The following is a 26,113-nucleotide window of genomic DNA, read 5'->3' on the forward strand; positions in this document are numbered from 1 at the left end:
ATCCTTCATCTTTACATCAGTGATCCGGTCGCCGGCATAAATCCTCTGGCGGTTAGCTTCAACCGAACAGATCGCTTTGCCTTTTTGGTGCGGCCATCCCCAGATGAGTCCACGCCTTTTGCGCCAGCATCCGTCCGCGCGGTGTCCGTTGGATCAGGCCCTGCTGCAGCAGAAAGGGCTCGATCACTTCTTCCAGCGAATCCCGGCTTTCCGACAGCGCCGCCGACAGGGTTTCGATCCCGACGGGACCACCGGCATAGTTCTCGGCGATCAGTTTCAGATACCGCCTGTCCGCGCCGTCCAGCCCAAGGTGGTCGACACCCAGCCGTGTCAGCGCGCCGTCGGCCAATTCACGGGTTATCCGCCCGTCGCCTTCGACGATGGCAAAATCCACCACGCGCCGCAACAACCGCCCGGCGATCCGCGGCGTCCCGCGCGAACGGCGCGCAATTTCACGCGCCCCGTCATCATCGGCCGGGGCACCCAGCTTGCGGGCGTTTCGGGTGACAATCTCGTGCAACTCGTCAACGGTGTAGAATTGCAGCCGCGTCGGAATGCCGAACCGGTCGCGCAGCGGCGTGGTGAGCAGTCCCATCCGTGTCGTGGCGCCCACCAGCGTAAAGGGCTGCAACTCGATCCGGACCGTCCGTGCCGCAGGGCCTTCGCCGATTACCAGATCCAGTTCGAAATCCTCCATCGCGGGATAGAGCACCTCTTCCACCGCCGGGTTCAGACGATGGATTTCGTCGATGAACAACACATCGCGGGATTCAAGATTGGTCAGGATCGCGGCCAGATCACCGGCCTTGGCCAGAACGGGGCCCGAGGTCATGCGAAAATTCACCCCCAGCTCGCGCGCCATGATCTGCGCCAGCGTGGTTTTACCCAACCCCGGAGGACCGTGGAACAGCGTGTGATCCATCGCCTCGCCGCGCTGACGAGCGGATTGGATGAAAATCCGCAGGTTCGCCCGCGCCTCGGCCTGACCAATGAATTCATCCAGCCCCTGAGGGCGCAGTGCGCGGTCGTGGTCTTCGGGCAGAGGGTTCGGGCGCAGGGTGGGGTCAGCATCTACCATTCATTCACCCTTTCGGTGCCAGCAGCCTGAGTGCTGCGCGGATCAGATCGGCCTCATCCGCATCCGGCTGGCCCGCCGCCGCTTCGGCCACGGCCGATGCGGCATCAGACGGCCCATACCCCAGATTGGACAGCGCCGACAATGCCCCCGCCGATGCCGCTGCTGCGCCGGATGCCGGTTGCGCCACCCGTCTGGGGGCAGGTGCAGGCTCGGTCAGTTCGACGACCTCCAGTTCCGGGCCGTCCATGGCTTCGGTTACGGTTCCGCCCATGGCCATCACGCCCGGTGCCTTGTCCTTGAGGTCCAGCACAATCCGCTGCGCGGTCTTCAGCCCAACGCCCTTTGCGGCCTTGACCGCGCCCCAGTCCCCCAAAGCGATTGCACGGCTGACGCCATCGGGCCCCAGAGCGCTGAGGATCGCCAGCGAGACCTTGGCCCCGACGCCCTGTACCGAACACAGCAGCCGGTGCCATTCCTTTTCGATCAGCGACAGAAACCCGTAAAGCTGCATCAGGTCCTCGCGCACGACCATATCCGTGTAGATTGAAACCGCTTCACCCACACCCGGCAGCGCCGCCATGGTCCGATCCGAGCAGTAAACGATGTAACCCACACCGCGCACGTCGATCAGCACGTAATCGGCCGCGCGATAATCCAGCCGCCCTGTCAGCTTTCCGATCATGCACGCACCTCTTTCATCCGCGCCTGCGGCACCGCGCCATAATAGGAATGACAGATGGCAATCGCCAGCGCATCCGCCGCGTCCGCCCCTTTGGGCTGACAGCCCGGCAGTTGCAGTTTGACCATGTGAAGAACCTGCTCTTTTTCCGCGTGCCCGACGCCAACAACCGTCTTTTTGACCCTGTTAGGCGCATATTCCCCGACCGGCAGACCGGCCTGCGCCAGCGTCAGCAGCGCCACACCCCGCGCCTGGCCCAGTTTCAGCGTACCCGCCCCGTCCTTGTTGACGAAGGTCTGTTCAATGGCCGCCTGATCGGGCCGGTGTTCGGCGATGACCTCAACAATCTGGTTGTGCAGCGACAACAAACGCTCGCCCAGATCGTCCCCGTCCGATTTGCACAATCCGTTGGCAACATGGCTCAGACGGCTGCCATACAATTCGATGACGCCCCATCCCAGGGTCCTGAGCCCCGGATCAATGCCCAGAATTCGCATGTTGTGCCTCGGCCTGCTCGGGTTTTTCTGATCTTTAACCCGGGTTAGCACGAAACAAGAACATTTTCCAAGCGAATTGACCCGAAGTCTGAAAACGACGCCTTTGTTCCACCACCGACGGGACGGTCGGATTGCGACCGCCAATGGCCGGAATTCGACATGGTTTCCAAAGGCGAAATGGTCAGTATATTAAGGGGTTTTAAGGTTCCGTGAGCTTTGCAGAAATTGCATAGGACACATGCAAATTCCGCACTTGCACCGGCTATTTGACATCACTAGATGCCGCTCAGATCAGATGATCTGGACATGAACTTTAACCAGAAGGAAACAGGATATGGCTGCACTGGATACCACCCGCGCCACCACTGGCTCGTTCGGCCTCGTTGGCCGTATCGGCGCAATTTTCGCATCGGCTGTAAACGCCTTTGTCGAATGGAACGACGCCCGCGTGACACGCAACGCGCTGAGCGGTCTGACAGACCGCGAACTGGAAGATATCGGTCTGTGCCGTGGCGATATTGACGCCGTGGCGGAAGGTCGTCGGTAAGAATTAACTACCACCACTCACACGCCCCTCTCCTCCCTCGGGGGCAAAGCGGAACGCCGCGCGTCGAAAGATGCGCGGCGTTTCTCGTCTGAGAGACGTAAAATTCAGTGAATGAACTGGCTGATCTGGGCCGCCATGAATTCCGACACCGGGTCAATCTGCATAATCCAAGCACCCGCCTTTTCGACAGACGTGCCCTGCGCCAGGCTGTCGACCCGATATTCATAGGCTGACGCCCCGAGGCTGGTCAGCAAGAATGTCTTGAACGCGAACAATCCGCACAGGCACATCAACAGCACCTTGGCCGGAACCGCAGATTTGACCCTTTGCGGCTTCATCACCACAAGGCCATCCTTGCGCATCGTCGCGCGATAACCGCGGCTCAGCTTGGCGTGTTTCTTATTCAGGCGATGAACGCGCTGATCGAACTCCAGTTGTTTTCCCGTCATGGCAGCCTCCAAAAAACCGCCCCCCGTATCCACGTTCTGACGGTAATTAGAGATTGCGACAAAAAAGAGGCGAAACTCCAGAAAACTCCTGCAAATGGCCTAATTTAAGCCCTGATTGCTTAAGACTAGCGTCGTCCATTCACCAATTTCGTCCTTTCGGACCAGATTGAACCCGTTTTGAGAATAAACCGAAACCACATCTTCGGCCTGTTCATTCAGGATTCCCGACAGGATCGCATAGCCGCCAACCCGCAAATTCGCGGCAATTTCAGGGGACAGCGCCACCAGTGGTCCCTTGAGAATATTCGCAAAAATCAGATCATAGGGCGTGCGCGCCTGCAGGTCGGGATGGTCAAAACCGGCGGCCTCGACACAGCGGACCTGACCGGACATTCCGTTTGCCTTCAGATTGGCCTCGGCAACATCTACCGCCACCTGGTCGATATCGCTGGCGATAATATCTCCGTCCCAGACCCGCGCGGCGGCCATGGCCAGAACGGCTGTGCCGCAACCGATGTCCGCCACCCTGTTGGCCGTAAACCTCTCGTTCAGAAGGTGGTCCAGCGCCTTGAGGCAGCCGAGAGTCGTACCATGGTGACCGGTTCCAAAGGCCATTGCGGCCTCGATCAGCAACGGGATGCGGCCGTCGGGCAGTTTGTCGGCATCGTGGCTGCCGTAGACAAAGAACCGACCGGCCTCGACAGGGGCCAGTTCGCGGCGCACATGAGCGACCCAGTCGGTCTCGGGCAGTTCTGACACGACAAAGGGTTTCGCCTCGAATGCGGCGGCCAGAACCGCCAGCGCGGTTTCATCCGGGGTTTCTGTGAAATACCCGCCCACTTCCCAAAGGCCCGAGCCGTCCTCGACCTCGAACACGCCGACACCGGTGGGTTCAGGAACCAGACGTTCCATCGCTTCGCCCAGACCATCGGCGGCCTTCTTGCCGGTCAGAGTTGTAAGCGCGGTGAATGTGGGCATGGGGGCCTCCTGTGTCGATTGACACAGCGCCTAGGGCGCGGGCCCGCCAAGGTCAAGCGCTAGCGCCTACTCTGCCGGTGCGGGCGCGTATTTCGCCAGATTGGTTTCGTTGCCGGGTTCGGGATGGCGCGGGATCAGCAGGGACAGGAAAAGCGAAATCATGGCCATAGCAGCAGCCAGCGCGAAGACGGCACCAGGAGAGACCACCCACAGCAAGCCCAACAGCGCGGGCAGGAACACGGCCGCGATGTGGTTGATGGTGAATGCAACAGCCGCCGTTGGCGCGATATCTGCGGGATCGGCAATTTTCTGGAAATAGGTTTTCAGCGCCAGCGCCAGCGCAAACAGCACATGGTCGATCACATACAGGATCGCTGCCAGAACCACGCCCCAGCCGAACCAGTAGATGCCGCCATAGGCTGCAAAGACAATTGCCAGCCCGGCATATTCGAAGATCAGCGTGCGCCGCTCGCCGAACCGGGCCACTGCCTTGCCCAGCATAGGGGCGGCCAGCATGTTGATCATCAGATTGATCAGATAGAGGCTGGTCAGTTCGTGTACTTCGAACCCGAATTTCTCGACCATCATAAAGCCCGCGAAGACCACGAATATCTGTCGTCGCGCACCCGCCATGAACTGTAGCGCATAATACAGCCAGTACCGCTTGCGCAGGATCAGTTTCTTGGTCTGCGGCGTGGGGGCGTCGAATTGCGGATAGGCAAACAGACAGAACAGCGCGAGCAAGGCTGTCGCCCCGCCAGCGGCCATGAATACGAAATTGTAAGACAGGTCGAACCGATCCCAGGTCAGCACGATCAGGCCATAGACCACCGCCGTGGCCGCTGACCCCATCGCCACCAGCCATCCAAGCACCTGCGGTGCCTTGTCCTTGGGCAACCATTGCAGTTGCAGGGACTGGTTCACCGTCTCGTAATAGTGAAAGCCAATCGAGCTGAAGAGGGTGACGAACAACAACCCGCCGAGGCTGGGAAACCAAGCCGTCACCGCTGTCGCAACGCCCAGCATCATCAACGAGATCATGGCCAGAACCTGTTCGCGGACGAACAGGATCACGGCGATCACGCCAACGGCCAGAAAGCCGGGAATTTCGCGCACGGTATGCAGCAATCCGATATCCGCACCGTCGAAATTCGCCACTTCGATGACGAAATTGTTCAACAGCGCGCTCCATGCGTTGAACGCGATGGGCATGGTCAGCGCCATCACGAACAGAAGCGTCACAGGACGGCGCCAGAACGGCAGGCTCTGCGCCTCGGATAGCGGCATGGGTTTCAGCATGGGACTCCCTCTACGCCCATTTCAGCGGTTTGGCGAGAGGGAAGCGGACCGCGCACAGCCGGTCTGCGTGAATGCAGAGGTCAGTAAAAGCTTTGCGGATCAATATCCACAGTCAGGCGGATATCGCCCTTCAGCCGCAGGGGCGCGATCCAGCGTGCGACGGCATCCTGTATCGGTGCGCCTTTTGGGGCCTTGACCAGCAGCCTTACCCGATGCCGTCCACGGATGCGCGCAATCGGCGCGGGGGCCGGGCCGAAGACCTGCGCCCCGATTTGGCGCAGAGGGGCGTCGTTGCGCGCCATCGCATTGCCGATATCGAATACCGGACCGACCTCCGGGCCGGACAGAACAATGCCCGCCATACGCCCGTAAGGCGGCACCCCGGCGGCCTGTCGCCCCGCCGCCTCGGCTTTCCAGAAACCTTCTTCATCCCCCGACAGAATGGCGCGGATCACCGGATGTTCGGGCTGGAATGTCTGCAACAGCGCCTGCCCCGGCTTGTCGGCACGGCCCGCGCGGCCCGCGACCTGCCGCATCAGTTGAAATGTCCGTTCCGCCGCGCGCAAATCCGCCCCGTGCAGGCTGAGGTCGGCGTCAATCACCCCGACAAGCGTCAGCTTGGGGAAATTGTGCCCCTTGGCCACCAGTTGCGTTCCGATCACGATATCGGCGTCGCCTTCGGCGATCTCTTCGATCTTGGCCTTGAGCGCCCGCGCCGAGCCGAACAAATCGGAACTGAGCATCGCGATATTGGCCTCGGGGAAGGTTGCCTCGGCCTCTTCGGCCAGCCGCTCAATCCCCGGCCCCACCGGCGCCAGCTTGCCTTCGACCCCGCAGGACGGACAGGTCTCGGGCATCGGTTTGGTCTCACCGCATTGGTGGCACATAAGACGCTTTAGGAACCGGTGTTCGACCATCCGCGCATCGCAGTGGTCGCAGGCGATCTGTTCCCCACAGGCCCGGCACAGCGTCACCGGCGCATAACCGCGGCGGTTGATGAACAACAGCGACTGTTCGCCCCGCTCGATCCGTTGCCGCACCGCCTGCCGCAGCGACGGAGATATCCACGTCCCCGGTTGCATCTGCTCAGCCCGCATGTCGATGGGCTTCATCTCGGGCAGCACCGCCGCGCCAAAGCGCGCGGTGAGGTCAAGTCGCTGGTATTTGCCCGCCTCGGCATTGGCCCAGCTTTCCAGCGACGGCGTCGCGCTGGCCAGAACCACCCGCGCCCCGCAAATGGCGGCGCGCAGCACCGCCATATCCCGGGCGCTGTAATGCACGCCGTCCTCTTGTTTATAGGATGTATCGTGTTCCTCATCGACCACGACCAGCCCCAAATTGCGAAACGGAAGGAACAGCGCCGAACGCGCACCGACCACCAGCTGCGCATCGCCCTGCCCCACCATCCGCCAGACCCGGCGACGTTCGGTCATTGTCGCACCCGAGTGCCACTCGGCCGGACGCGCACCAAACCGCGCCTCGACCCGGGTCAGAAACTCGGCTGTCAGAGCAATCTCGGGCAGCAAAACCAATGCCTGCCGCCCCTGCCGCAGCGCTTCGGCCACGGCCTCCAGGTACACCTCGGTCTTGCCCGAGCCCGTCACGCCTTTCAGCAGCGTCGTGCCATAGTCCCCCGTCCGCTGCCCGTCCTGCAAGCGCACCACTGCCGCGGCCTGATCCTCGGTCAGGTCTTTGCCGGGCAGATCGGGATCTAAGTGCGGATAAGGCAGATCCCTTGGGCTGTCCTCTTCGCGCACAGCGCCCTGCTTGACCAAACCCTTGACGACCGACGAGGTCACGCCCGCCTGCTCGGCCAGTTCCTTCAGCGTGAAAGCCAGACCGCCATAATCCCGCAGCACCTCAAGTACCCGGGTCCGCGCGTCGGTCATCCGGTCCGGCTCCCCCGATCCCAGCCGGTAAATCTTGCGCATCGAAGGCGGGTCGCTCAACCCCGGCGCACGCGTTGCAAGCCGCAGCATCGCAGGCATCGGCGTCAGCGTGTAATCGGCCACCCGCCCCAGAAACAGGCGCATCTCTTCGCGCATCAGCGCGACCTCAAGCACCCGGATCACGGACCGGGCCTTGGACAGGTCAAAACCACCCTGCCCCGGCCCCCAGACCACGCCCAGCACCTTACGCGGCCCCAACGGCACCTCGACAAAGGCGCCCAGAAAACACCCGCCCTCTGGCGCCTTGTAATCCAGCGTCCGGTCCAGCGGCTGCGTCGTCAGAACCGCCACCAGCTCGCCTTGATCAAAGTATTCCTGAGCGCTCAAAGCACGTGTTTCCTCAGCAGGGGTTTCAGCACGGGTCTCTTTGAGGTAAAGCCATCCGCGACCAAGGCCAACCCATCAAAGGACTGCCCTCATGAAATTCTTCGTAGACACAGCCGAGATCGACGCCATCGCCGAACTGAACGATCTGGGCATGGTTGACGGCGTAACCACAAACCCGTCGCTGATCCTGAAGTCGGGCCGCGATATTCTGGAAGTGACCAAGGAAATCTGCGATCTGGTCGACGGTCCGGTCTCGGCCGAAGTGGTCGCCACCGAGGCCGACGACATGATCGCCGAAGGCCGCAAGCTGGCAAAGATCGCCCCCAATATTGCCGTCAAAGTGCCGCTGACATGGGCGGGGCTGAAAGCCTGCAAGACGCTGACCGACGAAGGCCAGATGGTCAACGTGACCCTGTGCTTCTCGACCAATCAGGCGCTTCTGGCCGCCAAGGCGGGCGCGACCTTCATTTCGCCTTTCATCGGCCGTCTCGATGATATCAACCTCGACGGCATGGACCTGATCGCGGATATCCGTCAGGTCTATGACAATTTCGGGTTCGAGACCGAGATCCTGGCCGCGTCGATCCGTTCGGTGAACCATGTGACCGACAGCGCGCGCATCGGCGCTGACGTCATCACCGCGCCGCCCGCCGTGATCAAGAAACTGGCCGACCACCCGCTGACCGACAAGGGGCTGGATGCCTTCCTGTCCGATTGGGCCAAAACCGGTCAGAAAATCCTCTGACATCCCTTGCGACCGCGCGGCGCCGGAACGGCGCCGCGCCCGGCCCAACGGCAAAACCTGATCTATTGATCAGGGTGTTGCAGGCGGGAGCCTATCCGACACAATCCCGCTTTAAATCCACTTTTACGTGCATTTTTCCCAAGGCAAATCCGGCGAGCCATGTTATAAGCCGCTCAACAAAAAAAGACCGGACGGGACATGAGCAGCAACATCAAACTCAAGGATAATCTCCGCGCGGCGATTCTGGCCGAACCAGATGCCGTTCTGGACGACAAGGACCTGATGCAGGCGCTGGTCGCAGCCAATGAGCAGGCGCGTGGCAACAACGTGATCGACCTGCGCGGCATCGCGATGCAGCGGCTCGAAGCCCGGCTGGACCGGCTTGAGGACACCCATCGCTCGGTCATTGCAGCGGCCTATGAAAACCTGGCCGGTACCAATCAGGTGCACCGCGCCATCCTGAGGCTGCTGGAACCGGTCGAATTCGAAGATTTCCTGCGCACGCTTGGCAATGACGTGGCCGAGATCCTGCGCGTCGACCACATTACGCTGGTTCTGGAAACCACCGCGATGCAGGACGACCCGGCCATCGACAAGCTCGGCGGCGTTCTGACCGTCGTCGCCCCCGGCACGATTGATGCCTATCTCAGTCAGGACCGCGGCGGCCCGGCCCGCAACGTGGTCCTGCGCAAGATCGGTCACCCGACGCCCGGAATTTTCGGGGCGAATGCCGGCCAGTTGCGGTCCGAGGCCTGCCTCAGGCTGAACCTGGGTGAAGGCCGTTTGCCCGGAATGATTGTCATGGGCGCCAGGGATCCCAACCACTTTACGCCACAACTGGGCACCGATCTTCTGACCTTCTTCGCAGGCGTGTTCGAGCGGTCGATGCGGCACTGGTTGTCGTGAGCCTGATTTCCCCAGCCTGCCGCGATGCTTTGCAGCATTGGCTGGACAGTCTGGGGGCGCTTGCCGGGCGGTCCGAGAATACGCAGAAAGCCTATCGCGGCGACGTCACCGAATTCCTGTCCTTCATGACCCTGCATCACGGGGACCGGCAGGGCTTGGCGGCACTGGCACGGATCACTGTGCCGGACATGCGCGCCTGGATGGCTGATCAGCGCGCATCGGGCGTGGGCGCACGGTCGCTGGCCCGCAAGCTGTCTGCGGTCAAAAGCTTCTACCGCTGGCTGGCCGAGCGTGAGGGCTTTGAACCCACTGCCGTGCTGTCCACCCGCGCCCCGAAATTCACCCGAAAGCTGCCGCGCCCGCTGGCCGAGGACGCCGCACGCGCCATGATCGAAACGGTTGAGGTTCAATCGACCAGGGACTGGGTGTCCGCCCGCGACGTGGCCGTTGTCACGCTGCTTTACGGCTGCGGGCTGCGGATATCCGAATCCCTGTCGCTGACAGGCGCGGACGCACCGTTGCCCGACACGCTGCGCATTGTCGGCAAAGGCGACAAGGAAAGGATCGTCCCGGTCCTGCCCGCTGCCCGGGCCGCCGTCGCGCGCTATCTTCAGCTTTGCCCGCACCCGCAATCCGGTGACCAGGCCCTGTTTCGCGGCGTGCGCGGCGGTCCGCTGAACCCGCGGGCTGTACAGGGCGTGATGGCGCAGGCGCGCATGCAGCTTGGCCTGCCGGCAACAGCCACGCCGCATGCCATGCGCCACAGCTTTGCGACACATCTGTTGTCGGCCGGCGGCGACCTGCGCGCGATTCAGGAATTGTTGGGGCATGCTTCGCTGTCGACCACGCAGGCATATACCGCCGTCGACTCGGCGCGGTTGATGGAGGTCTATAACCGGGCCCACCCGAAAGCCTGACGCCCAAAACCATCCTGACGGAAAGCATTTCAAGGAAGACGGGCTTTTGGTTTGCATCTGGCGCAAGCATCGTCCAAGACACACGGATGACACTTAGATTCAAAGCGCTATTCGTCCATTTGTTTACTGCCACCGGTGCCGTTTTCGCGATGCTCGCCATGCTGGCCGCTGTCGAGGAAAAATGGAGCCTGATGTATCTGTGGCTGGTCGTCTCTTTCATCGTGGACGGCGTCGACGGCCCTCTGGCCCGTCATTACCACGTCAAGAAAAATGCGCCCGAATTTGACGGCGTGCTTCTGGATCTGATCATCGACTATCTGACTTACGTGTTCATTCCGGCCTTTGCCCTGTTCAAATCCGGGTTGATGGACGGCTGGACCGGCTGGTTTGCAATCATCGTCATCACCTTCGCCAGCGCGATGTATTTTGCCGACACGCGGATGAAGACCAAGGACAATTCCTTTTCCGGCTTCCCCGGATGCTGGAACATGTTCGTGATCGTCATATTCGCGCTGGAGCCCAATTTCTGGGTCATTCTGCTGCTGGTGTCGCTGCTGTCAGTTGCGATGTTCCTGCCGCTGAAATTCGTGCATCCGGTGCGCACCGAACGCTGGCGGAGCCTGACCCTGCCGATGGCGTTTGCCTGGACCTTTTTTGCCGGCTGGGCCGCCTGGGTCGATTTCCACCCAGAAAGCTGGGCCCATTGGGGGTTGGTGATAACAAGCCTGTATCTGGTTTCGGCAGGGATTGCGCAGCAGGTAATCCCGCCGCGCAAAAGCCAGGCTCAGAGGACTTCCTGAACCTCGAACTCGGTGCCGTTATGAGTGAAAACGTCGCCTTCCTGCAGACCGACCATAGCCAGATAGATCGGGCTCTGGGTTGAGATGCCCATATAGGTTTTTCCGTCCACCTCGAACCGGGTGGTCGAAACACAGACAACAAAACGGCGATTGTTGAATTTGACCACGGCCCCGGGCTGTACGGTGTCGGTCAGGCTGAAATCGGTGTTTTCGATCACGTCGATCTTGGCGTGGTGGGCATGCACGGGCGCATCGAAGGCCGCCGCCAGATCCGCGTTTTCGCGCGAAGCGGCAATATCGTCCTTGTCATGCCCCTCCCGGTCATCCAACTGAGAGTCCTTCAGAAACGCATCATAATGGGCTTGCGCGGTCGCCAGTTCCTGCGCTTCCAGCGACATCAATCGGTCGATAATTGCCCGCTTCCGGGCAGCCGGGTCAGTTTGGGCAGTCATTCAATGCGGTCCTTTACATTCAGCATCGGATATAAGTTGGGCCTCAACCAACGGGATTGCAACAGTTTTCGGATGATCAGATCAGCAAACCGGCGGCGCGTTCGTGGCGCAACAGGGCAACTTTGGTTTCGATCCCGCCCGCACCCGAAAAACCGCCCAACCCGCTGGCGGCCAGCACCCGGTGGCAGGGAATGATCACGGGAATAGGATTGGCACCACAGGCCTGACCCACCGGTTGCGCGGGCTGACCCAGCTCTTTGGCGATATCCCCATAGGTCCGGGTTTCGCCCAGCGGAATGGCAAACATCAGATTACAAACCTGCCGCTGAAATTCTGAACCCGCAATGTGATAGGGCAAATCGAACCGGTCCAGTCGTCCCTGATCATAAGCGGTCAGCTGTGCGGCGGCCTCTTGCAGCAGCGGCGTGTCCGGCCCGTCATCCTGACCGTTCCAGACAAGGCGTGTTACGGCCCCGTCGGTTTCTTCGACACCAAGGCGACCAAACTGGGTTTCAACGGCGATCATCGGCATGGCCACAGCGTTTCAGATCGCTGGAGGCGGTGCAAGCGGTGAAAGAAAAAACCCCCGACTGATTAGCCGGGGGTTAAATGTTCAGCTCAGCGCCTCGTCGCAGCGCCCACAGACGCCACCATGGGCGTGGCGGCCCACGTCAGGCAGGATTTTCCAGCAACGCTGACACTTGTTGCCATCCGCCTTTTCGAACAGCACCATGACACCTTCGATTTCCGGAACGCGGAACGCTTCGGCCGGGGCCGGGTCGCCGGTGACAGTCAGCCCCGAGGTGATGCACATGTCGTCCACGTCGAAGGTGGCCAGCAGGTCACGGGTTTCGGCATCTTCGACATGCACGATCGGCGCGGCCTCAAGGCTGGAACCGATCACCTTGTCCTGACGCTGTACCTCAAGCGCGGCGGTCACCGCGCGACGGACACGGCGGACCTTGGCCATGTTGGTTTCCAATTCCACGTCGCGCCAGTTGGACGGCGTTTCTGGGAAATCCATCAGATGGACCGAGCTGTCGTCAGACGGGAAGCGTTCCAGCCAGACCTCCTCCATGGTGAAAACCAGAACCGGGGCCAGCCAGGTCGTCAGGCGATGGAACAGGATGTCCAGAACCGTGCGGGCGGAACGACGGCGCAGGGTGTCGCCATCGCAATACAGCGCATCCTTGCGAACGTCGAAATAGAAGGACGACAGGTCGACGGTCGCAAAGGTGAAGACCGCGCTGAACACGCCCTGAAAGTCAAAAGACGCATAGCCCTTGCGAACCTGCTCATCCAGATCGGCCAGACGGCTGAGGACCCAGCGTTCCAGGCGCGGCATGTCTTCGGGCGCGACCCGGTCAGCCTCGGTGAAGTCCGCAAGCGAGCCCAGCATGAACCGCATCGTGTTGCGCAGGCGGCGATAGCTGTCGGCGGTACCTTTCAGGATTTCCGGCCCGATCCGCTGGTCGGCGGTATAGTCGGTCTGTGCCACCCACAGGCGCAGGATGTCCGCACCGTATTGCTTGATCACTTCTTCCGGCACGATGGTATTGCCGATGGATTTCGACATTTTCAGACCTTTTTCATCCAAGGTCATGCCATGTGTGATCACGTTACGGTAGGGCGCGCGGCCCTTGGTGCCACAGGCCTGCAGCATCGAGGAATGGAACCACCCACGGTGCTGGTCGGTGCCCTCCATGTAGACATCAGCAATGCCGTCTTCGGTCCCGTCGTCACGATCACGCAAAACGAAGGCATGGGTCGAGCCGGAATCGAACCACACGTCCAGCACATCGAACACCTGTTCGTAGTCATCCGGGTTGGCGATACCGTCCAGCATCTTTTCTTTGAAGCCGTCGGTGTACCAGATGTCCGCGCCATTTTCCTCGAACGCGGCCTTGATGCGCGCGTTGAGCTCTTCGTCGCGCAGCAGATAGTCGGCGTCGGTGGGCAAAGCGCCCTTCCTGGTAAAGCAGGTCAGCGGCACGCCCCAGGCGCGCTGGCGCGACAGAACCCAGTCCGGGCGCGTTTCGATCATCGAATACAGACGGTTGCGGCCGGTCCGCGGTGTCCATTTCACCAGCTCGTCGATGGACCGCAGGGCACGCTCGCGGATGGTGTCGCCCATCTCGCCCATGCCGTCATCCAGCTTGCGGTCCACGGATGCAAACCATTGCGGCGTGTTGCGATAGATGATCGGTGCTTTCGAGCGCCAGGAATGCGGATAGCTGTGCTTGATCTTGCCACGCGCCAACAGCCCGCCGGCCTCGACCAGCTTGTCGATCACCGCCTTGTTCGCGTCACCCTCCCCGCCCTTGCGGGACAGGATAAATTTGCCACCGAAGAACGGCAGATCGGCGCGGAAGCTGCCGTCGTCCATCACGTTATAAGTGATGACCTGCTCCAGCATGCCCAGATCGCGGTAAAGTTCGAATTCTTCCATTCCGTGCGACGGCGCACAGTGGACGAACCCGGTACCTTCGGTATCGGTCACAAACTCAGCGGCGCGGAAGTCGCGGATGTCGTCCCACTCGCCGTTGCCACCTTCGGCCCCGGCCAGCGGGTGTGTCAGTTGAACACCTTCCAACTCAGCCGTGGTCACGTCGCGCACGCGGGCCCACTGGTCGTCATTCAGACGGGCACGGCCCAGTACGTCAGCGGCCAGATTGTCGGCCAGCAGGAACTTGTCACCTACCGAAGCCCAGCATTCGTCCGGTGTGCCGGTGACTTCGTACAGGCCGTAGGAGATATCCTTGCCATACACGACTGCCTTGTTCGACGGTATCGTCCACGGGGTCGTGGTCCAGATCACAACAAAAGCGTCATCCAGATCACCCGCATTCACAACCTTGAACTTCACCCAGATCGTGAAGCTTTCCTTGTCATGGTACTCGACCTCGGCCTCGGCCAGCGCGGTTTTCTCGATCGGCGACCACATCACGGGCTTGGACCCCTGATAGAGCGTGCCGTTCATCAGGAACTTCATGAACTCATCCGCGATCACGGCTTCGGCGTGGTAGTCCATGGTGATATAGGGATCGACCCAGTTGCCGGTAATGCCAAGGCGCTTGAACTCTTCGCGCTGGATGTCGATCCAGCCTTCGGCGAACTTGCGGCATTCCTGACGGAAATCAACGACGTTCACCTCGTCCTTGTTCTTGCCCTTCTTGCGGTATTGTTCCTCGATCTTCCATTCGATGGGCAGACCGTGGCAGTCCCAGCCCGGCACGTAACGCGAGTCGAACCCCATCATCTGGTGGCTGCGCACGATCATGTCCTTGATGGTCTTGTTCAGCGCGTGACCGATATGCAGATGGCCGTTCGCATACGGAGGGCCATCGTGCAGGGTAAAGGGCGTGCGCCCCTCTTTCTCGCGCAGGCGGTCATAGACGCCGATTTTCTCCCAACGTTCCAGCCAGGCAGGCTCGCGCTTGGGCAAGCCAGCGCGCATCGGGAAGTCGGTTTTGGGCAGGTTCAGCGTGTCTTTGTAATCAGGTGTTTGGGTCGTGTCGGCGCACATTGGGGGCGTCCCTTGGATGATCTGGTCGTCTTATGGATCGAAGCGGTCAGTGCGATATCTCAAGCACCTTTGCCCGGCGTCTCAGGAGGTTAGAGCGCCGGGGATATAATTCGAATAATGATGGCCGAACGGTCATGCATGGCGGGCTTATAGGACGCCCGCGCCTAATGGTCCAGTGGTTCTGACCCCTGTGGCGAATGGCGCAGTTTCGCCCAGCGGTTCAGCCAGGCCAGACCGGCCAGCCCCAGCCCCAGCGCCAGCAGAGAGAACACCCGGATCAGACCGCCCAGACCCGAGATATCGATCAGAAACACCTTGGCGACCGCCAGACCGATCACCGCCAACCCGGCCTTGCGCATAAGATCTGACTGGCGCGCCAGCGACTGATAGAACAATGCAGCGCCGATCCCCAGCAGGACCATGGTATAGGTGTAAAGCTCGGGCTGCGTCACACCGTTCTCTGCGTACATGCCTGCTGCCCCCTGCCAGACATGGCGGATCATCAGGCCCAGCCAAAACACGGCCAGAGCGCAGGCTGCTGCATAACTGCCCCGTCTCAGCCAGGTTGGCGTCGCGCGTATGCGCCAGACCGAGAACGCGATTGCGACCGCAGGCAGCAAATAGGCCACCGCCAGCGTGTTGATCACAGGTGCACCCAGTACCGGTGGTGACAGGGGGTTGAACAGCGGGTTCGCTTCAAACAGCGCCTGCGCCAGTCGCCAGAGCCCGTGGCCGGCAAAGAACGCCGCCAGCAGGTACCGGGCGTAGTTCAGCTTTCCTCCCAATTCGAACCGCTGAACCTGCGCGAAGGCCAGCAGCAACCAGATGATTGCCAGCAGACCCAAGCCCCAATGGCTGTTGGTTGCGTTGCCGTCGCCGAAACTCTGCAGCCAGCGTTCCAGCAGCAATGACAGCAAAATGCCTCCGGTCGCCCAGGCTGCGCTTTCCAGCAACAACGTCGCAACCGGCCGGTAAAGCGGCCTGAGTAACAGCCATCCCGTCAGGAACCCAAGGGTTGCCGCGCCATAAACCAACGTCATCTCGGTCACTGGGGCCAGGCTGGCCCAGACCAGACCCGGATTCAGGACCAGCCGCGCGGTGACGGTGAATACGCCGGTCCAGATAAACCAACTCATCGGAGGCAAGGTGAATTTGCGATCCAGCGCTGCGGCTACAACGACCATCACGACCAAAGCGATGGTCAGCGCCGAGGAACTGAGCACGATGACGCAGGCAAAACTCAGACAGGACAGCGCCGACAGCGTGGCCAGCGCAGGGCGCATCCGGTTGTCGCCATCGACGCGCGCAAACCGCTCGGCAAAGACGACCATCAGAACGCCCAGGGCAACAGCGTGCAGCGCCCAGGGATACGCTCCGATCACCGTGGCGGGGCGCCAGCCAAGCTCCAGCCCGATGGCGAGGGCGGGTGCGAAGATCGCCGCGCCAGCGGCCCAAACCGCCGCGTACCGGGACGCATGCATCGACCGCCACGCCGCCAGTACCGAAACCACGGCCCCAAGCGCCGTCAAGGCGGTGACGGTCCAGGGGTAATCGGCCTCTGGTGTCTCAGCATAGGTTTCTGCGAACTGGCGCAGGACCGCACCGCCATCCAGTCCTTGGATCAGGACGAACCAGATGAGACCAAGGGCCGGTAAAACGGTTGCGTCCTGCAAAGCCACAGCATCCTTGGCCCACAAGATCAAAGCGAGCGTCAGCCCCGACAGCAAAGTAACGCCCAGCCAGAACTCACCTGCGGAATCCGGCCAGTGCAGGGACAGGATCGCCGAACTGACGGCCACCGAACCGAAGGCCAGCCGTGTCGGAAACTCAGGCCAAGGGTCACCTTTCTTTCGTCCAGTGATTTCAGCGATCATTGGTCCCGCGTGATCGGGCCAGATTCTCCGGTCCGGAATGGCGATGGCAATCGCGGCCAGCGCGGTGACACAGGTCAGGTATCCCGGTTCGGTCAGTGGCGACGAAAGCACCAGCAGCAGGCACGCGGTATAGGCCCCGAACAGTGTCAGGACCGATATCCACGCCCAGCGCTGCACCGTGTCGATCCCCAGACCAAGCACGGCGATGACAAAGAAATACGCATAGAGCCAGCTTGGGTTATCCGAAGCTCCGCCAACGGCAAAAGGCGCCGCAAAGGCTCCGATCAGGCCGACCGCGGCCAGCAGGGGACCGTGAAACCACCCCAGGACCAAAGCCAAAAGCGCCACCGCAACCATTGCGGCCAACGCGACCTCTGGCCCGATCAGATCGTAAAGCTGCCGGGCTGCCAGAATTCCGCCGAACAGCGTGACCAGACCGGCCCCGGAAAATACCGACGGCAGGTACGCCGTGGCCGAGCTTTCGTCGTCACCAAATCTGCGCCGGATGATCTCCCCTGCGCAAATCAGCGCCGCGCCAAAAATCAAGGCCGCGGTCACGCGCGCGGACGGGGGCAATAACCCGTTTTCAACGCCATACTGAACAAGGAATATCCCTGCCAGCGCCAGCGACAGGGCCGAGACCGCATAAAACCAGTTTTCGCGCAGCCAGGTGGTCAGGGCGGCAAGGCGATCCTCGCGGAAGACAACCGCAGCGGGTGGGGATTGCGGCGATTCTGACACCGATTGCGTGTCGTCGGGTGTTACATCCGATTGCAGCTCTTTGGCGGTTGACCATGGTGCGGGGGCGGTTTTTTTGGCGGGCAAAACGGTGGGTTTTGGCGGCCCGGACCGCGTTGGTGCCTTTTGCGCCGCCGGAATGTCACCCCCAGCGGACCGGATGTGCTGCTCTAGCTGTTCAACCCTGCGCCGCAGACGGAGATGGCCGACGAGCAGAACTATCACAGCTACTGGAATCGCCAGCACAATCAATCCGACAAGAACAAGCAGAGATTCCAATGTGGCCTCCGGGGCGGTTTTCTCGTCAGGCTACCCGAGGCTTGCAGGTGGTAACAGTCCGGAATCTTGGCAATTTCAGGGCTTTGCCGGGTTGTTGCTAGATCACATCAAACACCGGCCGGGCGATCATCAGCCAGATTATGACCAAAACCGATGCAAAGGCCGGAAATCCACAGGCAAACCAATTACGAAACAATCGGTAGTATGCTGCCGGCAAAGCAGCTTCGCGATCCGCAGCCGCCCGCGCCAGATCCCGTAATCTGATTTGTATCCATACGACCGGCAGCCAGAAAATTCCGGCCAGGGCAAAAAGCGCCAGTGATACCAGTATCCACCCCTCGCCCAGCGACCACCCCAGCCGCCATGCAAGCAACGCCCCGGTAACCGGCTGCAAGATTACTGCCGTCGCCGTGAACACCAGATCGGCCAGAACTACTGTCGCGGCAGTTTGCGCAATAAAGCGCGGATCGCCGGAGCGATGCGCGATCAGCATAAAAAACGCGATCCCCGCGCCAGTGCCGAGCAGAACGCAGGCCCCGATCACATGCAACCAACGCAGGATTAGGTCAGGATCGGTCATCGGCTTTGCAACGTTGGCCAGGCCACAAGCGACAGGGTCAATGCCGGCAGGATTTTGGTGAGTGGACCCAGCGGATCCAGCCAAAGATCCGGCACAGCGACACTTGCGGCGATCAGATAAAACAGAGCAACACCAACCTGTGCCAGACAAGCGCGTGCAGCCCAGGGTCGCCGCAGAATGCAAAGACCCAGCGCAATATCGACGGTCGACCAGAACAGGACGCTTGCGCTGGCAACTCCGGCAGCCCATCCGGCGCTGGTCAGAACCGCTGCGGCCTGTTCAAACCCTGTCAGGCCAAAAAGGCCCGAGAGAACCCAGAAAACGCTCAGCACCGCAACAACCAAAGGCATCAAAAGGGAAATCCGGGCCGTCAGCCTATGCTCTCGCGAGCAGGTCAGGCCGGCATATACCTGTGGCAAGGGTGTGAGCGAGTGACCAGTGGCAGATCGATAGGGTTCGGGGTCTCCGACCACGCCGGATGCCATGACCGTCATCGCAGTGCTGCGCAGGGGCGACCGCCATCCTAGTTGGCCCAACCCATCGGCACACCGGGCGACAGCACCCGTCACCACCGCCGGAACGGTCAGAGTGAACCGCGCAGCCGGGAAACCCATCCATTGGCGCGTCTGCGCCAGAACGCTGGCCAAAGAGGCCGGTTCGTCTTCGACCAGATCATAGGAACCTTGCGGTAGCTCTCCGGCAACTGCCGCGGCAACAGCGCGGCACAGGTCCTGCATTCCGACACATTGGACCGGAGATTGCGGAAATGCGACAGGCTGGACCAGCGGAATTGCTGACAGCATGCGCAACAGCGCGGTCCCGCCATAATCGGATTGCCCGATAACCAATCCGGGCCTGAATATCCAAAGCGGGATTCCACAAGCCTGCAACGCGGCGTCTCCTGCAGCCTTGGTGCGCATGAAATCCGTCGCGGCATTTCCGGTCGCGCCGATCGCCGATATCTGTATGACAGCGACTTGTTTTTGCGCACAGGCGCGGCCCAACGCTGCAATTGCGATGTGGTGAACGGCCTCAAGGTCATCGGACGGACCATCCTGCAACGCACCCGCGCAGTTGACGACAAAGTCGACCCCGGACAAGGTGCCCAGCCAATCTTCGGCTGTCTGGCAGGACCTAAGATCACCCTGCACCGGAATCGCGCCCGGCAGGACCCGCGCCGCCGTGCCGGCATTTCGTACAAAAGCGGAGACATGCGCGCCCTCGGCCTGAAGCGCGCGCGTGACTGCCGCACCGATAAAGCCATAAGCTCCTAGTACCAGTATGTTTTTCCCCGACAGCCTCAATGGTTTTACATTCACCTGTTTCGTTTGCCTCAGCCTAGCCGCTGATACGGCAAGAGCCAGCTTAACGACATGCCCTGCGACAATCTTAGTCGCTAGGGGTGAAACAGAGACCCAACAAGGTACGCAATCAGAGCTGCCGCGCCGCCGATAAGCAGCGTTTCAAGCCCGGATCGCCACCAGGGCGACAACGACCACCTGCTTTTCAGCGCGCCGATGGCAAAGAACACGCCCATGGTCATCCAGGCCGAAACGGCAAAGGCCCGGTCAACCGAGAACAGGAACGGTAACAGCGGGACCAGACCGGCCACGAGAAAGGCAAAAAACGTCGCGGCCGCGGCCCTGATCGGATGGGGATCGACGCTGCCCAGCCCATATTCGCCCTCGATCATCAGGTTGATCCAGTTGTCGTGGTTGGCGGTAATCGCATCGGTGGCTTCTTCCAGAACGCTGCCCGACAGGCCCTTCTGCGTCAGAATTTCGCGAACCTCGCGGCGTTCACCGTCGGGGTAAAGGGATATGTGACGCTCTTCGATGGCGCGAATGCGGCGGATGTTGTCCAGTTCGGCCTTGGTGCCCGAGTAATTTCCCGCCGCCATCGAAAACCCGTCAGCCAGCACATTCGCCAAACCCAGCGCGACAATGACAAACGGAGACAGACCAGCCCCCGCCACGCCGGCAACGATGGCAAAGGTCGTGACCGAGCCGTCGATGCCACCGTAAACCACATCCCGCAGCACGCCCCGACCCGGGGGCGCGTTGATCCGTGCGGCGATTTCCTGCTGGCTGTGTCCGTGATCTGTCATGGCTGGCTCCGACCCCTATATGCCCATCACAGGACCGCAGCGCCTTGCGTCAGGTCAAGACTTCGAAAACAATCCGCCCAGCGCCCGTTTGATCACCCCGCGCGTCGACGGCCTGTGACGTTCGGAAAATGGTATTGGGCGGCATACTTCCATCGCGGCCACACCTACCCGCGCGCTCAGCGCGCCGTTGACCAACCCCTCGCCAAAGCGGCGGGACAGTTTGCTGAGGACCGAGCCGCCCAGTACCGGCTCCAGCAAGTCGTCGCCCACCGCCACGGCACCGGTTGCCACCAGATGGACAAAGACCGCCCGCGTCAGCCGCCAGCCGCCAAGGAAGCCCGCGCGTCCGCCATAGATTTCGGCGATCTTCCGGATCATCCGCAGCGAAGCCGCCAGCGCCGTGGCCACATCCGCCAAGGCCAGCGGCACCAGCGCGGTCACGGTCGCCACCTGGCGCGCGGCCGCTTCGACTTCGCGGCTGGCCGCGGCATCAAGCGGGGCGAGCAGCTCATCCTCGGCCAGAGTCAAAAGACCCGAGGCGTCGAACTGCTCCCCCATCCGTTCAGCCAGCCGATCGCGACCCCAACGGGTTTCCTCGCGCCCTTTGTAGAAGGCGATCAAACGGGTGGTGACCGCGCGCGCCTGCGCCAGATCAGCCTCGGCCAGCGCGGCATCCGCGGCGCGGCGCATCCCGTCCACGCGGGACAGGCGACCGATAGCAGCGAGTTCGCGCAGGGCAATGATCAGCGCGACCAGAACCAGCGCGCCAAGCAATCCGGTCACAATCCAGCCCAGTATCGGCGCCCGCAGCAGCAGCGAAGTGACAAAGTCCCACGCCGCCACAGAAACAACCGCGCCGATAACCGCCAGGGCCAGCCCCCAGAACCAGCGCGCCAGAGCCGAAGGTCTGCGCGCGGCCAAACGGGCCGCGCCCTGCATCGCCTGCCCTTGCGGCTGCGCGATGTCCGGAACAGGCGGCGCCTGCGCCACGTCCGCAGCAGGTTCTTCGGCGTCGAGATCGATCAGTACCGGACCTTTAGCCATCAGCCACCCCTTTCCGGTTCCAGACATATTTTATGTCGGGAAGGTTTTCATCATTGTCCGCACCGTCGCTGCGGGCCACTTCGGAGAAACCGTTGCGTTCGTAGAACCGGCACGCACCCGGGTTGGACTGAAACGCAAACAGTGACAGCTGTTCCCGGCGGGTTTTGGCGGTGTCCAGCAGGCGCTGTCCGATCCCCTGACCGCAGGCCGCCGGCGTCAGGTACAAGGAATGGATTTCGGACCCGTTGAGCGCCAGAAAACCCACAACGCCGCCCTCGGTCTCAGCCACAGTGACCCAGCCCTGATCAATCATCCAGCCGCAGAAAGCGATGGTTTCGGCCCGTGAATGCAATTCGGGCATCCAGTCGTTTTCGCGGGAAAACCCGTGCAGGATTTCTCCGGTCGTGCCGGCGTCGGTGCTGCGGGCGGGGCGAAGCGTCACTGTCACAGGCGGTCTCCGATCAGGAACTGAGTGGCGCGGTCCAGTCGAATATGCGGCGGGCCATCACCCGGGCGCAAGGTCAGATGGGCGGGGGCGAAGGCCATGAACCCGAAGTCCTTGTCCAGCCAGCTTTCCGCCCCGTTGCGCGCAGGCCCCAACAGATGCGCGGGGTCTTCGGGCAGGTCACCGGGATAGAAGGCCGCCTGTTTGCCGTCCAGCAAAGTGCCGCGCACGCAGGGCAGTTCGACACCGTCATGAGTGCGGGTTTCTTCAGTCGTAGCCCGCAAGGCCGCCAGCGACAATGCTGCCGTTTCCGCCCCTGCAAAACTGGCGCGATCGCGGGCGTCGCGGGTCAGGGCCTCCATTATGTGGGTCAGGCGTGGATGTTGCGTGTGGTGCAGGTGATCGGCCTTGGTGGCGGCAAACAGGATACGCTCGACCCGCTTGCCCAGCAGCAACTGGCTGAGCCAGGCGTTGCGCCCGGGGCGGAAGGCCGACAGGATATCGGCCATCGCGCGGCGCATATCCTCGACAGCCTGCGGTCCTTTGTGGATCGCGCCCAGCGCGTCAACCAGAACCACCTGCCGGTCGATCCGGGCAAAGTGATCGCGAAAGAACGGTTTTACAACCTGCGATTTATACGCCTCGTACCGCCGTGCCATCTCGCGGTGCAGGCTGCGCCGGGGCGCGGGGCCATCAACCGGCAAGGGCGCAAAGGTCAGAACTGGCGAACCTGCCAGATCGCCGGGCAGCAAAAATCGCCCCGGTGTGCAGTCGTAGAACCCGGCATCGCGGGCCGTGTTCAGGTACAGGGCAAACGCTTTGGCAAGGTTTTGCGCGGTCGGCTCATCATGTGTGCTGTCTGGTGCGACGGTTTTGACCTGCGCAAGAAATTCTGACGCTTCGCCGCGCCCGCCGATACGCTCCAGCGTTTCGCGGGACCAGACCTCATAGGATTTGTCCAGCAAGGCCAGATCCAGCAGCCACTCGCCCGGATAGTCCACGATATCCAGATGGATGGTCCGCGGTCCCTGCAGACCAGACAGCAGACCCGCAGGACGAACCTTGAAGGACAGGCGCAGTTCCGACACCGCGCGGGTGCTGTCCGGCCAATGGGGGTGTGGTCCGGTCAGCGCCGCCAGATGGTTTTCATAGTCGAAACGCGGCACCGTATCGTCGGGCTGCGGTTGCAGGTAGACGGCGTTGATCCGCCCTTCCTGCTGCGCGACAAGTCCCGGCATCCGCCCGCGATCCAACAGGTTCGCGACCAAAGACGTGATAAACACCGTCTTGCCGGACCGCGCCAATCCGGTGACACCCAGCCGTATGACCGGCTCGAACAGCGCCTCGGACACGCGATCACCGACGGATTCGACACCACGAATAAGACTGTCTGCCAGAGTTGAGATGACCAAACCGCCGCCCCGCTTTTTTCGTTTCGCTCAAGATAGGTAGAGGTCGCCGGACATACCAGCGCTTTCCAACCCTTGCCCACCTTCGCGCGGCGCGCTACCAGCAGCCCATGCCCAGATACGCGCTGAAAGTCGAATACCAAGGGGAGCCGTTTGCCGGTTGGCAGCGGCAAAAGGACCTGCCATCCGTTCAGGGGGCCATCGAACAGGCCCTGTCACGCATTCAACCCGGAGAGCACACGATCGCCGCCGCCGGCCGGACCGATGCCGGCGTTCATGCGCTGGGACAGGTTGCGCATTGCGACATGGATCGGGAATGGGACCCGTTTCGCCTGTCCGAAGCGCTGAATTACCACCTCAAGCCGCAACCGGTGGCCATCGTCAAGGCAGCGCGCGTTGACGACGACTGGCACGCGCGGTTTTCGGCGCTGGAACGGCAATACCTTTTCCGCATCCTGATGCGCCGCGCACCGGCAACCCATGACGCGGGTCAGGTCTGGCGGATCAACCACCGGCTCGACCTAGATGCGATGCAGGCAGGCGCTGATATGCTGGTCGGGCGGCACGACTTCACCACCTTCCGGTCATCCATCTGTCAGGCCGCCAGTCCGGTGAAAACGCTGGACGAGTTGCGGGTTGAGCAGGTCGAGGGTTTTTCCGGCCCCGAAGTGCATTTCCATGTCCGCGCGCGGTCGTTCCTGCACAATCAGGTGCGCAGCTTCGTCGGAACACTGGAACGGGTCGGCGCAGGCGCCTGGACGCCCGATGATGTACGCGTTGCGCTTGAGGCTGCTGACAGGTCGGCCTGCGGGCCGGTTTGTCCGCCGCAGGGGCTGTATCTGGCGCGCGTCGCCTATCCTGATCCGGTCTTCGACTAGAGCGCGCGCAGCAGCAGACCACTGGCGATTACGGCGATCAGCAGACCCGCAACCAGTTCGATCGTCGGCGCAAGAACCGAGGCAAACCGCGTGGCCGAGGCTGAGGCCAGCAGCCCGCCGCGCAACCCGAAAGATGTCCAGCCGACCAGTGTCGTGACGGTCGCCGTACCCAGCGCCATGGCAAACGCGCCGGCGATGCCGACCATCGCAATGCCCATTTGCCATGTCAGGATCAGGACAAACAGCGCTCCGGTGCAGGGACGCGCAGCGATACCAGCGATCAGCAGCGCAGCCTCGCGCAAACTGCCGACCTGCGCCACCTCATCTGCGGTCGGGCCGTGGCGATGACCACATTCAGCGCAGGACTCGTGACCGTGATGATGATCATGATGGTGATGCGCGGCCTGACTGCGATGACGTTTCGCGAAGCTGCGAATGGACCGGAACACCAGCCACAAACCAATCGCGGCAATGGCCCCATAGCTGACGGGGGCCATGACCTGCTCGGTCGTACCCACAAGTCTTTCGCGGGACATCTGGAACACCAGAACACCGGCATAGACCAGCACGACGGCGGTGACCGCCTGCCCCAGACTGGACAGGACGCTGATGGCGGACAGGCGCAGAAACGCGACCTTTCGGCCCAGCCCGTAACCGCCGATCAGAACCTTGCCGTGGCCGGGGCCTATGGCATGGAAAAAGCCATAGGCAAAACAGACCGTTAGCAAAGTTGCGACTGCCTCGGGCTGTTGCGCGCGGGCGGCGCGCAGGGACCGGGCGATCTGGTTCTGAAACTCCCGCTGCTCGCCCGCGGCCCACGCGGCAAGGTGATCAAACCCGCCGCTGCCCCAGAACCACAGCAACAGACCAATGGCGATGGCGACCGGAACAATCAGGTATCTGGACATGAGACTCGGATCTCGGTCGCAAAGTTTTCACCGACCATCGGAATGTCGTTTTCCTCAAGGTCGTAATCGGCATCCAGCGTCAGCAGAAAGGCCTGCATCTGCGCCAGCTGGCCATCGATGTCGGGCTCGATCCGGTTGATCTGACACGTCGAAGACCCCGAGACGGTGACCGGCCGCGTGACTTCGTAAGCGGTGTAATAGCTTTCGTCATAGGCTTTTGCGGTCAGCGCCGAGGCGGGAACCGCCCCGCCTTCGACCGCGCGCAGGTGGCTGGTCACGATCCGCCCGTCCTCGGTGGTCGCCACAGCTTCGGTCGGGCCTGACAGGGGTACAGGCGTGCCATCCGAAAAGACAACCAGATCGCCGTTATAGCCTTCGACCCATTGTGCATCGAAACCGGCCAGAAACTGCTGTTCGCTTTCCGTCAGGATACCGTCAGCGTCCTGATCCAGCTTCATGTCCTCAAGAACCAGAAGCGAGTAAAACTCATCATAGGCCCAGGTCACGCGTACATGGGTCAACCGGCCCGCGTCATCGACAACAAAGTCCAGCCCGGTGTCGATGAAGACATGCGGGTGCGCCACAGCCGGGATCGGCAGGCAACAGGTCAAAAGGGTCAAAAGCCAACGCATGGGCGAAAGATAGGATGCCGGCCTGCCCCCGGCAATGCGTTTCGAGGGGCGCGTGCAGATTCCGGCCAAC

The 26,113-nt window shown here is 61.7% G+C and carries 25 protein-coding genes; 6 read left to right on the forward strand and 19 right to left on the reverse strand.

All coding sequences use genetic code 11. From position 1 onward, the window contains the following. Nucleotides 1-58: 58 nt before the first annotated feature. The 3 genes from ruvB to ruvC are packed head-to-tail and all read right to left on the reverse strand — an operon-like array spanning nt 59 to nt 2,254. Nucleotides 59-1,078 (reverse strand): Holliday junction branch migration DNA helicase RuvB, encoded by a 1,020-nt coding sequence (gene ruvB / locus ACXAC3_RS16920; protein ID WP_475162589.1) that lies wholly within the window; start codon nt 1,076-1,078, stop codon nt 59-61. A gap of 4 nt (nt 1,079-1,082) precedes the next feature. After that, entirely contained in the window at nt 1,083-1,760 is a 678-nt protein-coding gene (gene ruvA, locus ACXAC3_RS16925) for a Holliday junction branch migration protein RuvA (RefSeq protein WP_475162590.1), read from the reverse strand. Beyond that, nucleotides 1,757-2,254: a crossover junction endodeoxyribonuclease RuvC gene (gene ruvC, locus ACXAC3_RS16930; RefSeq protein WP_475162592.1), complete on the reverse strand. Its 498-nt coding sequence runs from the start codon at nt 2,252-2,254 to the stop codon at nt 1,757-1,759. The genes ruvA and ruvC overlap by 4 nt, the downstream gene beginning before the upstream one ends. Nucleotides 2,255-2,588: 334 nt before the next feature. Between ruvC and ACXAC3_RS16935 the strand changes: the two genes are divergently transcribed. Then, the gene (locus ACXAC3_RS16935; protein ID WP_475162594.1) at nt 2,589-2,801 is read left to right on the forward strand and encodes a DUF1127 domain-containing protein; all 213 of its coding nucleotides are present in this window, start codon (nt 2,589-2,591) and stop codon (nt 2,799-2,801) included. A 104-nt stretch (nt 2,802-2,905) separates the two neighbouring features. Here ACXAC3_RS16935 and ACXAC3_RS16940 read toward each other — a convergent pair whose 3' ends face one another. From ACXAC3_RS16940 to ACXAC3_RS16955, 4 genes are all read right to left on the reverse strand, one after another. Continuing rightward, entirely contained in the window at nt 2,906-3,250 is a 345-nt protein-coding gene (locus ACXAC3_RS16940; RefSeq protein ID WP_475162596.1) for a hypothetical protein, read from the reverse strand. Nucleotides 3,251-3,349: 99 nt separating this feature from the next. Beyond that, complete coding sequence (locus ACXAC3_RS16945) at nt 3,350-4,228, reverse strand: 50S ribosomal protein L11 methyltransferase (RefSeq protein WP_475162597.1); 879 nt, start codon at nt 4,226-4,228, stop codon at nt 3,350-3,352. Nucleotides 4,229-4,294: 66 nt separating this feature from the next. Continuing rightward, nucleotides 4,295-5,527 (reverse strand): MFS transporter, encoded by a 1,233-nt coding sequence (locus tag ACXAC3_RS16950; protein ID WP_475162600.1) that lies wholly within the window; start codon nt 5,525-5,527, stop codon nt 4,295-4,297. An 80-nt stretch (nt 5,528-5,607) separates the two neighbouring features. Further along, the gene (locus ACXAC3_RS16955) at nt 5,608-7,803 is read right to left on the reverse strand and encodes a primosomal protein N' (RefSeq protein WP_475162602.1); all 2,196 of its coding nucleotides are present in this window, start codon (nt 7,801-7,803) and stop codon (nt 5,608-5,610) included. A 91-nt stretch (nt 7,804-7,894) separates the two neighbouring features. Here ACXAC3_RS16955 and fsa point away from each other — a divergent pair, with 91 nt between their 5' ends. The 4 genes from fsa (at nt 7,895) to ACXAC3_RS16975 (ending at nt 11,171) form a co-directional block, all read left to right on the forward strand. Then, nucleotides 7,895-8,548, forward strand: coding sequence for a fructose-6-phosphate aldolase (gene fsa / locus ACXAC3_RS16960; RefSeq protein ID WP_475162604.1), 654 nt, complete (start codon nt 7,895-7,897; stop codon nt 8,546-8,548). Nucleotides 8,549-8,746: 198 nt separating this feature from the next. Further along, nucleotides 8,747-9,454, forward strand: coding sequence for a DUF484 family protein (locus tag ACXAC3_RS16965; protein ID WP_475162607.1), 708 nt, complete (start codon nt 8,747-8,749; stop codon nt 9,452-9,454). Then, nucleotides 9,451-10,371 carry a tyrosine recombinase XerC gene (locus ACXAC3_RS16970; protein ID WP_475162610.1) on the forward strand — a complete coding sequence of 307 codons (921 nt, stop codon included), beginning with the start codon at nt 9,451-9,453 and terminating at the stop codon, nt 10,369-10,371. The genes ACXAC3_RS16965 and ACXAC3_RS16970 overlap by 4 nt, the downstream gene beginning before the upstream one ends. A gap of 86 nt (nt 10,372-10,457) precedes the next feature. Beyond that, nucleotides 10,458-11,171, forward strand: coding sequence for a CDP-alcohol phosphatidyltransferase family protein (locus tag ACXAC3_RS16975; protein ID WP_475162611.1), 714 nt, complete (start codon nt 10,458-10,460; stop codon nt 11,169-11,171). On the opposite strand, the gene ACXAC3_RS16980 is transcribed toward ACXAC3_RS16975, so the two are convergent. The 10 genes from ACXAC3_RS16980 to ACXAC3_RS17025 form a co-directional block, all read right to left on the reverse strand. Beyond that, nucleotides 11,156-11,623: a hypothetical protein gene (locus tag ACXAC3_RS16980; RefSeq protein ID WP_475162612.1), complete on the reverse strand. Its 468-nt coding sequence runs from the start codon at nt 11,621-11,623 to the stop codon at nt 11,156-11,158. The two genes, ACXAC3_RS16975 and ACXAC3_RS16980, sit on opposite strands and share 16 nt — an antisense overlap. Before the next feature lie 76 nt (nt 11,624-11,699). Beyond that, nucleotides 11,700-12,155, reverse strand: coding sequence for a methylated-DNA--[protein]-cysteine S-methyltransferase (locus ACXAC3_RS16985; RefSeq protein ID WP_475162616.1), 456 nt, complete (start codon nt 12,153-12,155; stop codon nt 11,700-11,702). 81 nt (nt 12,156-12,236) lie between these two features. After that, nucleotides 12,237-15,149, reverse strand: a complete 2,913-nt coding sequence (gene ileS / locus ACXAC3_RS16990) for an isoleucine--tRNA ligase (RefSeq protein WP_475162618.1) — start codon at nt 15,147-15,149, stop codon at nt 12,237-12,239. A 164-nt stretch (nt 15,150-15,313) separates the two neighbouring features. After that, nucleotides 15,314-18,040 (reverse strand): DUF2339 domain-containing protein, encoded by a 2,727-nt coding sequence (locus ACXAC3_RS16995; RefSeq protein WP_475162621.1) that lies wholly within the window; start codon nt 18,038-18,040, stop codon nt 15,314-15,316. Between the two features lie 97 nt (nt 18,041-18,137). Then, complete coding sequence (locus tag ACXAC3_RS17000) at nt 18,138-18,620, reverse strand: DUF2269 family protein (protein WP_475162624.1); 483 nt, start codon at nt 18,618-18,620, stop codon at nt 18,138-18,140. Next, on the reverse strand, nt 18,617-19,924 hold the full coding sequence (locus ACXAC3_RS17005; RefSeq protein WP_475162626.1) for an SDR family oxidoreductase: 1,308 nt from the start codon (nt 19,922-19,924) through the stop codon (nt 18,617-18,619). The genes ACXAC3_RS17000 and ACXAC3_RS17005 overlap by 4 nt, the downstream gene beginning before the upstream one ends. Before the next feature lie 92 nt (nt 19,925-20,016). Next, complete coding sequence (locus tag ACXAC3_RS17010; protein WP_475162628.1) at nt 20,017-20,727, reverse strand: VIT1/CCC1 transporter family protein; 711 nt, start codon at nt 20,725-20,727, stop codon at nt 20,017-20,019. Nucleotides 20,728-20,781: 54 nt separating this feature from the next. After that, nucleotides 20,782-21,771 carry a YcjF family protein gene (locus tag ACXAC3_RS17015; RefSeq protein ID WP_475162632.1) on the reverse strand — a complete coding sequence of 330 codons (990 nt, stop codon included), beginning with the start codon at nt 21,769-21,771 and terminating at the stop codon, nt 20,782-20,784. Then, on the reverse strand, nt 21,764-22,219 hold the full coding sequence (locus tag ACXAC3_RS17020) for an N-acetyltransferase family protein (protein ID WP_475162635.1): 456 nt from the start codon (nt 22,217-22,219) through the stop codon (nt 21,764-21,766). Before ACXAC3_RS17020 ends, ACXAC3_RS17015 begins: the two co-directional genes overlap by 8 nt. Then, complete coding sequence (locus ACXAC3_RS17025) at nt 22,216-23,628, reverse strand: YcjX family GTP-binding protein (protein ID WP_475162638.1); 1,413 nt, start codon at nt 23,626-23,628, stop codon at nt 22,216-22,218. The genes ACXAC3_RS17020 and ACXAC3_RS17025 overlap by 4 nt, the downstream gene beginning before the upstream one ends. Nucleotides 23,629-23,735: 107 nt before the next feature. On the opposite strand from ACXAC3_RS17025, the gene truA reads away from it, so the two are divergent. After that, nucleotides 23,736-24,503 (forward strand): tRNA pseudouridine(38-40) synthase TruA, encoded by a 768-nt coding sequence (gene truA, locus ACXAC3_RS17030; protein ID WP_475162641.1) that lies wholly within the window; start codon nt 23,736-23,738, stop codon nt 24,501-24,503. On the opposite strand, the gene ACXAC3_RS17035 is transcribed toward truA, so the two are convergent. Together ACXAC3_RS17035 and ACXAC3_RS17040 are read right to left on the reverse strand one after the other, a co-directional pair. Continuing rightward, nucleotides 24,500-25,411: a nickel/cobalt transporter gene (locus tag ACXAC3_RS17035; RefSeq protein ID WP_475162644.1), complete on the reverse strand. Its 912-nt coding sequence runs from the start codon at nt 25,409-25,411 to the stop codon at nt 24,500-24,502. The genes truA and ACXAC3_RS17035 overlap by 4 nt on opposite strands. Beyond that, nucleotides 25,396-26,031, reverse strand: coding sequence for a DUF1007 family protein (locus ACXAC3_RS17040; RefSeq protein ID WP_475162646.1), 636 nt, complete (start codon nt 26,029-26,031; stop codon nt 25,396-25,398). Before ACXAC3_RS17040 ends, ACXAC3_RS17035 begins: the two co-directional genes overlap by 16 nt. Between the last annotated feature and the right edge of the window lie 82 nt (nt 26,032-26,113).

The sequence above is a fragment of the Ruegeria sp. ABV4_181 genome, assembly GCF_056158465.1.

Bases quoted from the DNA above. Each gene is read 5' to 3' on its own strand.
- ruvB (WP_475162589.1), bottom strand. From the start codon at position 1,078: ATGGTAGATGCTGACCCCACCCTGCGCCCGAACCCTCTGCCCGAAGAC.
- ruvA (WP_475162590.1), bottom strand. From the start codon at position 1,760: ATGATCGGAAAGCTGACAGGGCGGCTGGATTATCGCGCGGCCGATTAC.
- ruvC (WP_475162592.1), bottom strand. From the start codon at position 2,254: ATGCGAATTCTGGGCATTGATCCGGGGCTCAGGACCCTGGGATGGGGC.
- ACXAC3_RS16935 (WP_475162594.1), top strand. From the start codon at position 2,589: ATGGCTGCACTGGATACCACCCGCGCCACCACTGGCTCGTTCGGCCTC.
- ACXAC3_RS16940 (WP_475162596.1), bottom strand. From the start codon at position 3,250: ATGACGGGAAAACAACTGGAGTTCGATCAGCGCGTTCATCGCCTGAAT.
- ACXAC3_RS16945 (WP_475162597.1), bottom strand. From the start codon at position 4,228: ATGCCCACATTCACCGCGCTTACAACTCTGACCGGCAAGAAGGCCGCC.
- ACXAC3_RS16950 (WP_475162600.1), bottom strand. From the start codon at position 5,527: ATGCTGAAACCCATGCCGCTATCCGAGGCGCAGAGCCTGCCGTTCTGG.
- fsa (WP_475162604.1), top strand. From the start codon at position 7,895: ATGAAATTCTTCGTAGACACAGCCGAGATCGACGCCATCGCCGAACTG.
- ACXAC3_RS16965 (WP_475162607.1), top strand. From the start codon at position 8,747: ATGAGCAGCAACATCAAACTCAAGGATAATCTCCGCGCGGCGATTCTG.
- ACXAC3_RS16975 (WP_475162611.1), top strand. From the start codon at position 10,458: ATGACACTTAGATTCAAAGCGCTATTCGTCCATTTGTTTACTGCCACC.
- ACXAC3_RS16980 (WP_475162612.1), bottom strand. From the start codon at position 11,623: ATGACTGCCCAAACTGACCCGGCTGCCCGGAAGCGGGCAATTATCGAC.
- ACXAC3_RS16985 (WP_475162616.1), bottom strand. From the start codon at position 12,155: ATGCCGATGATCGCCGTTGAAACCCAGTTTGGTCGCCTTGGTGTCGAA.
- ileS (WP_475162618.1), bottom strand. From the start codon at position 15,149: ATGTGCGCCGACACGACCCAAACACCTGATTACAAAGACACGCTGAAC.
- ACXAC3_RS17000 (WP_475162624.1), bottom strand. From the start codon at position 18,620: ATGACCGATCCTGACCTAATCCTGCGTTGGTTGCATGTGATCGGGGCC.
- ACXAC3_RS17010 (WP_475162628.1), bottom strand. From the start codon at position 20,727: ATGACAGATCACGGACACAGCCAGCAGGAAATCGCCGCACGGATCAAC.
- ACXAC3_RS17015 (WP_475162632.1), bottom strand. From the start codon at position 21,771: ATGGCTAAAGGTCCGGTACTGATCGATCTCGACGCCGAAGAACCTGCT.
- truA (WP_475162641.1), top strand. From the start codon at position 23,736: ATGCCCAGATACGCGCTGAAAGTCGAATACCAAGGGGAGCCGTTTGCC.
- ACXAC3_RS17035 (WP_475162644.1), bottom strand. From the start codon at position 25,411: ATGTCCAGATACCTGATTGTTCCGGTCGCCATCGCCATTGGTCTGTTG.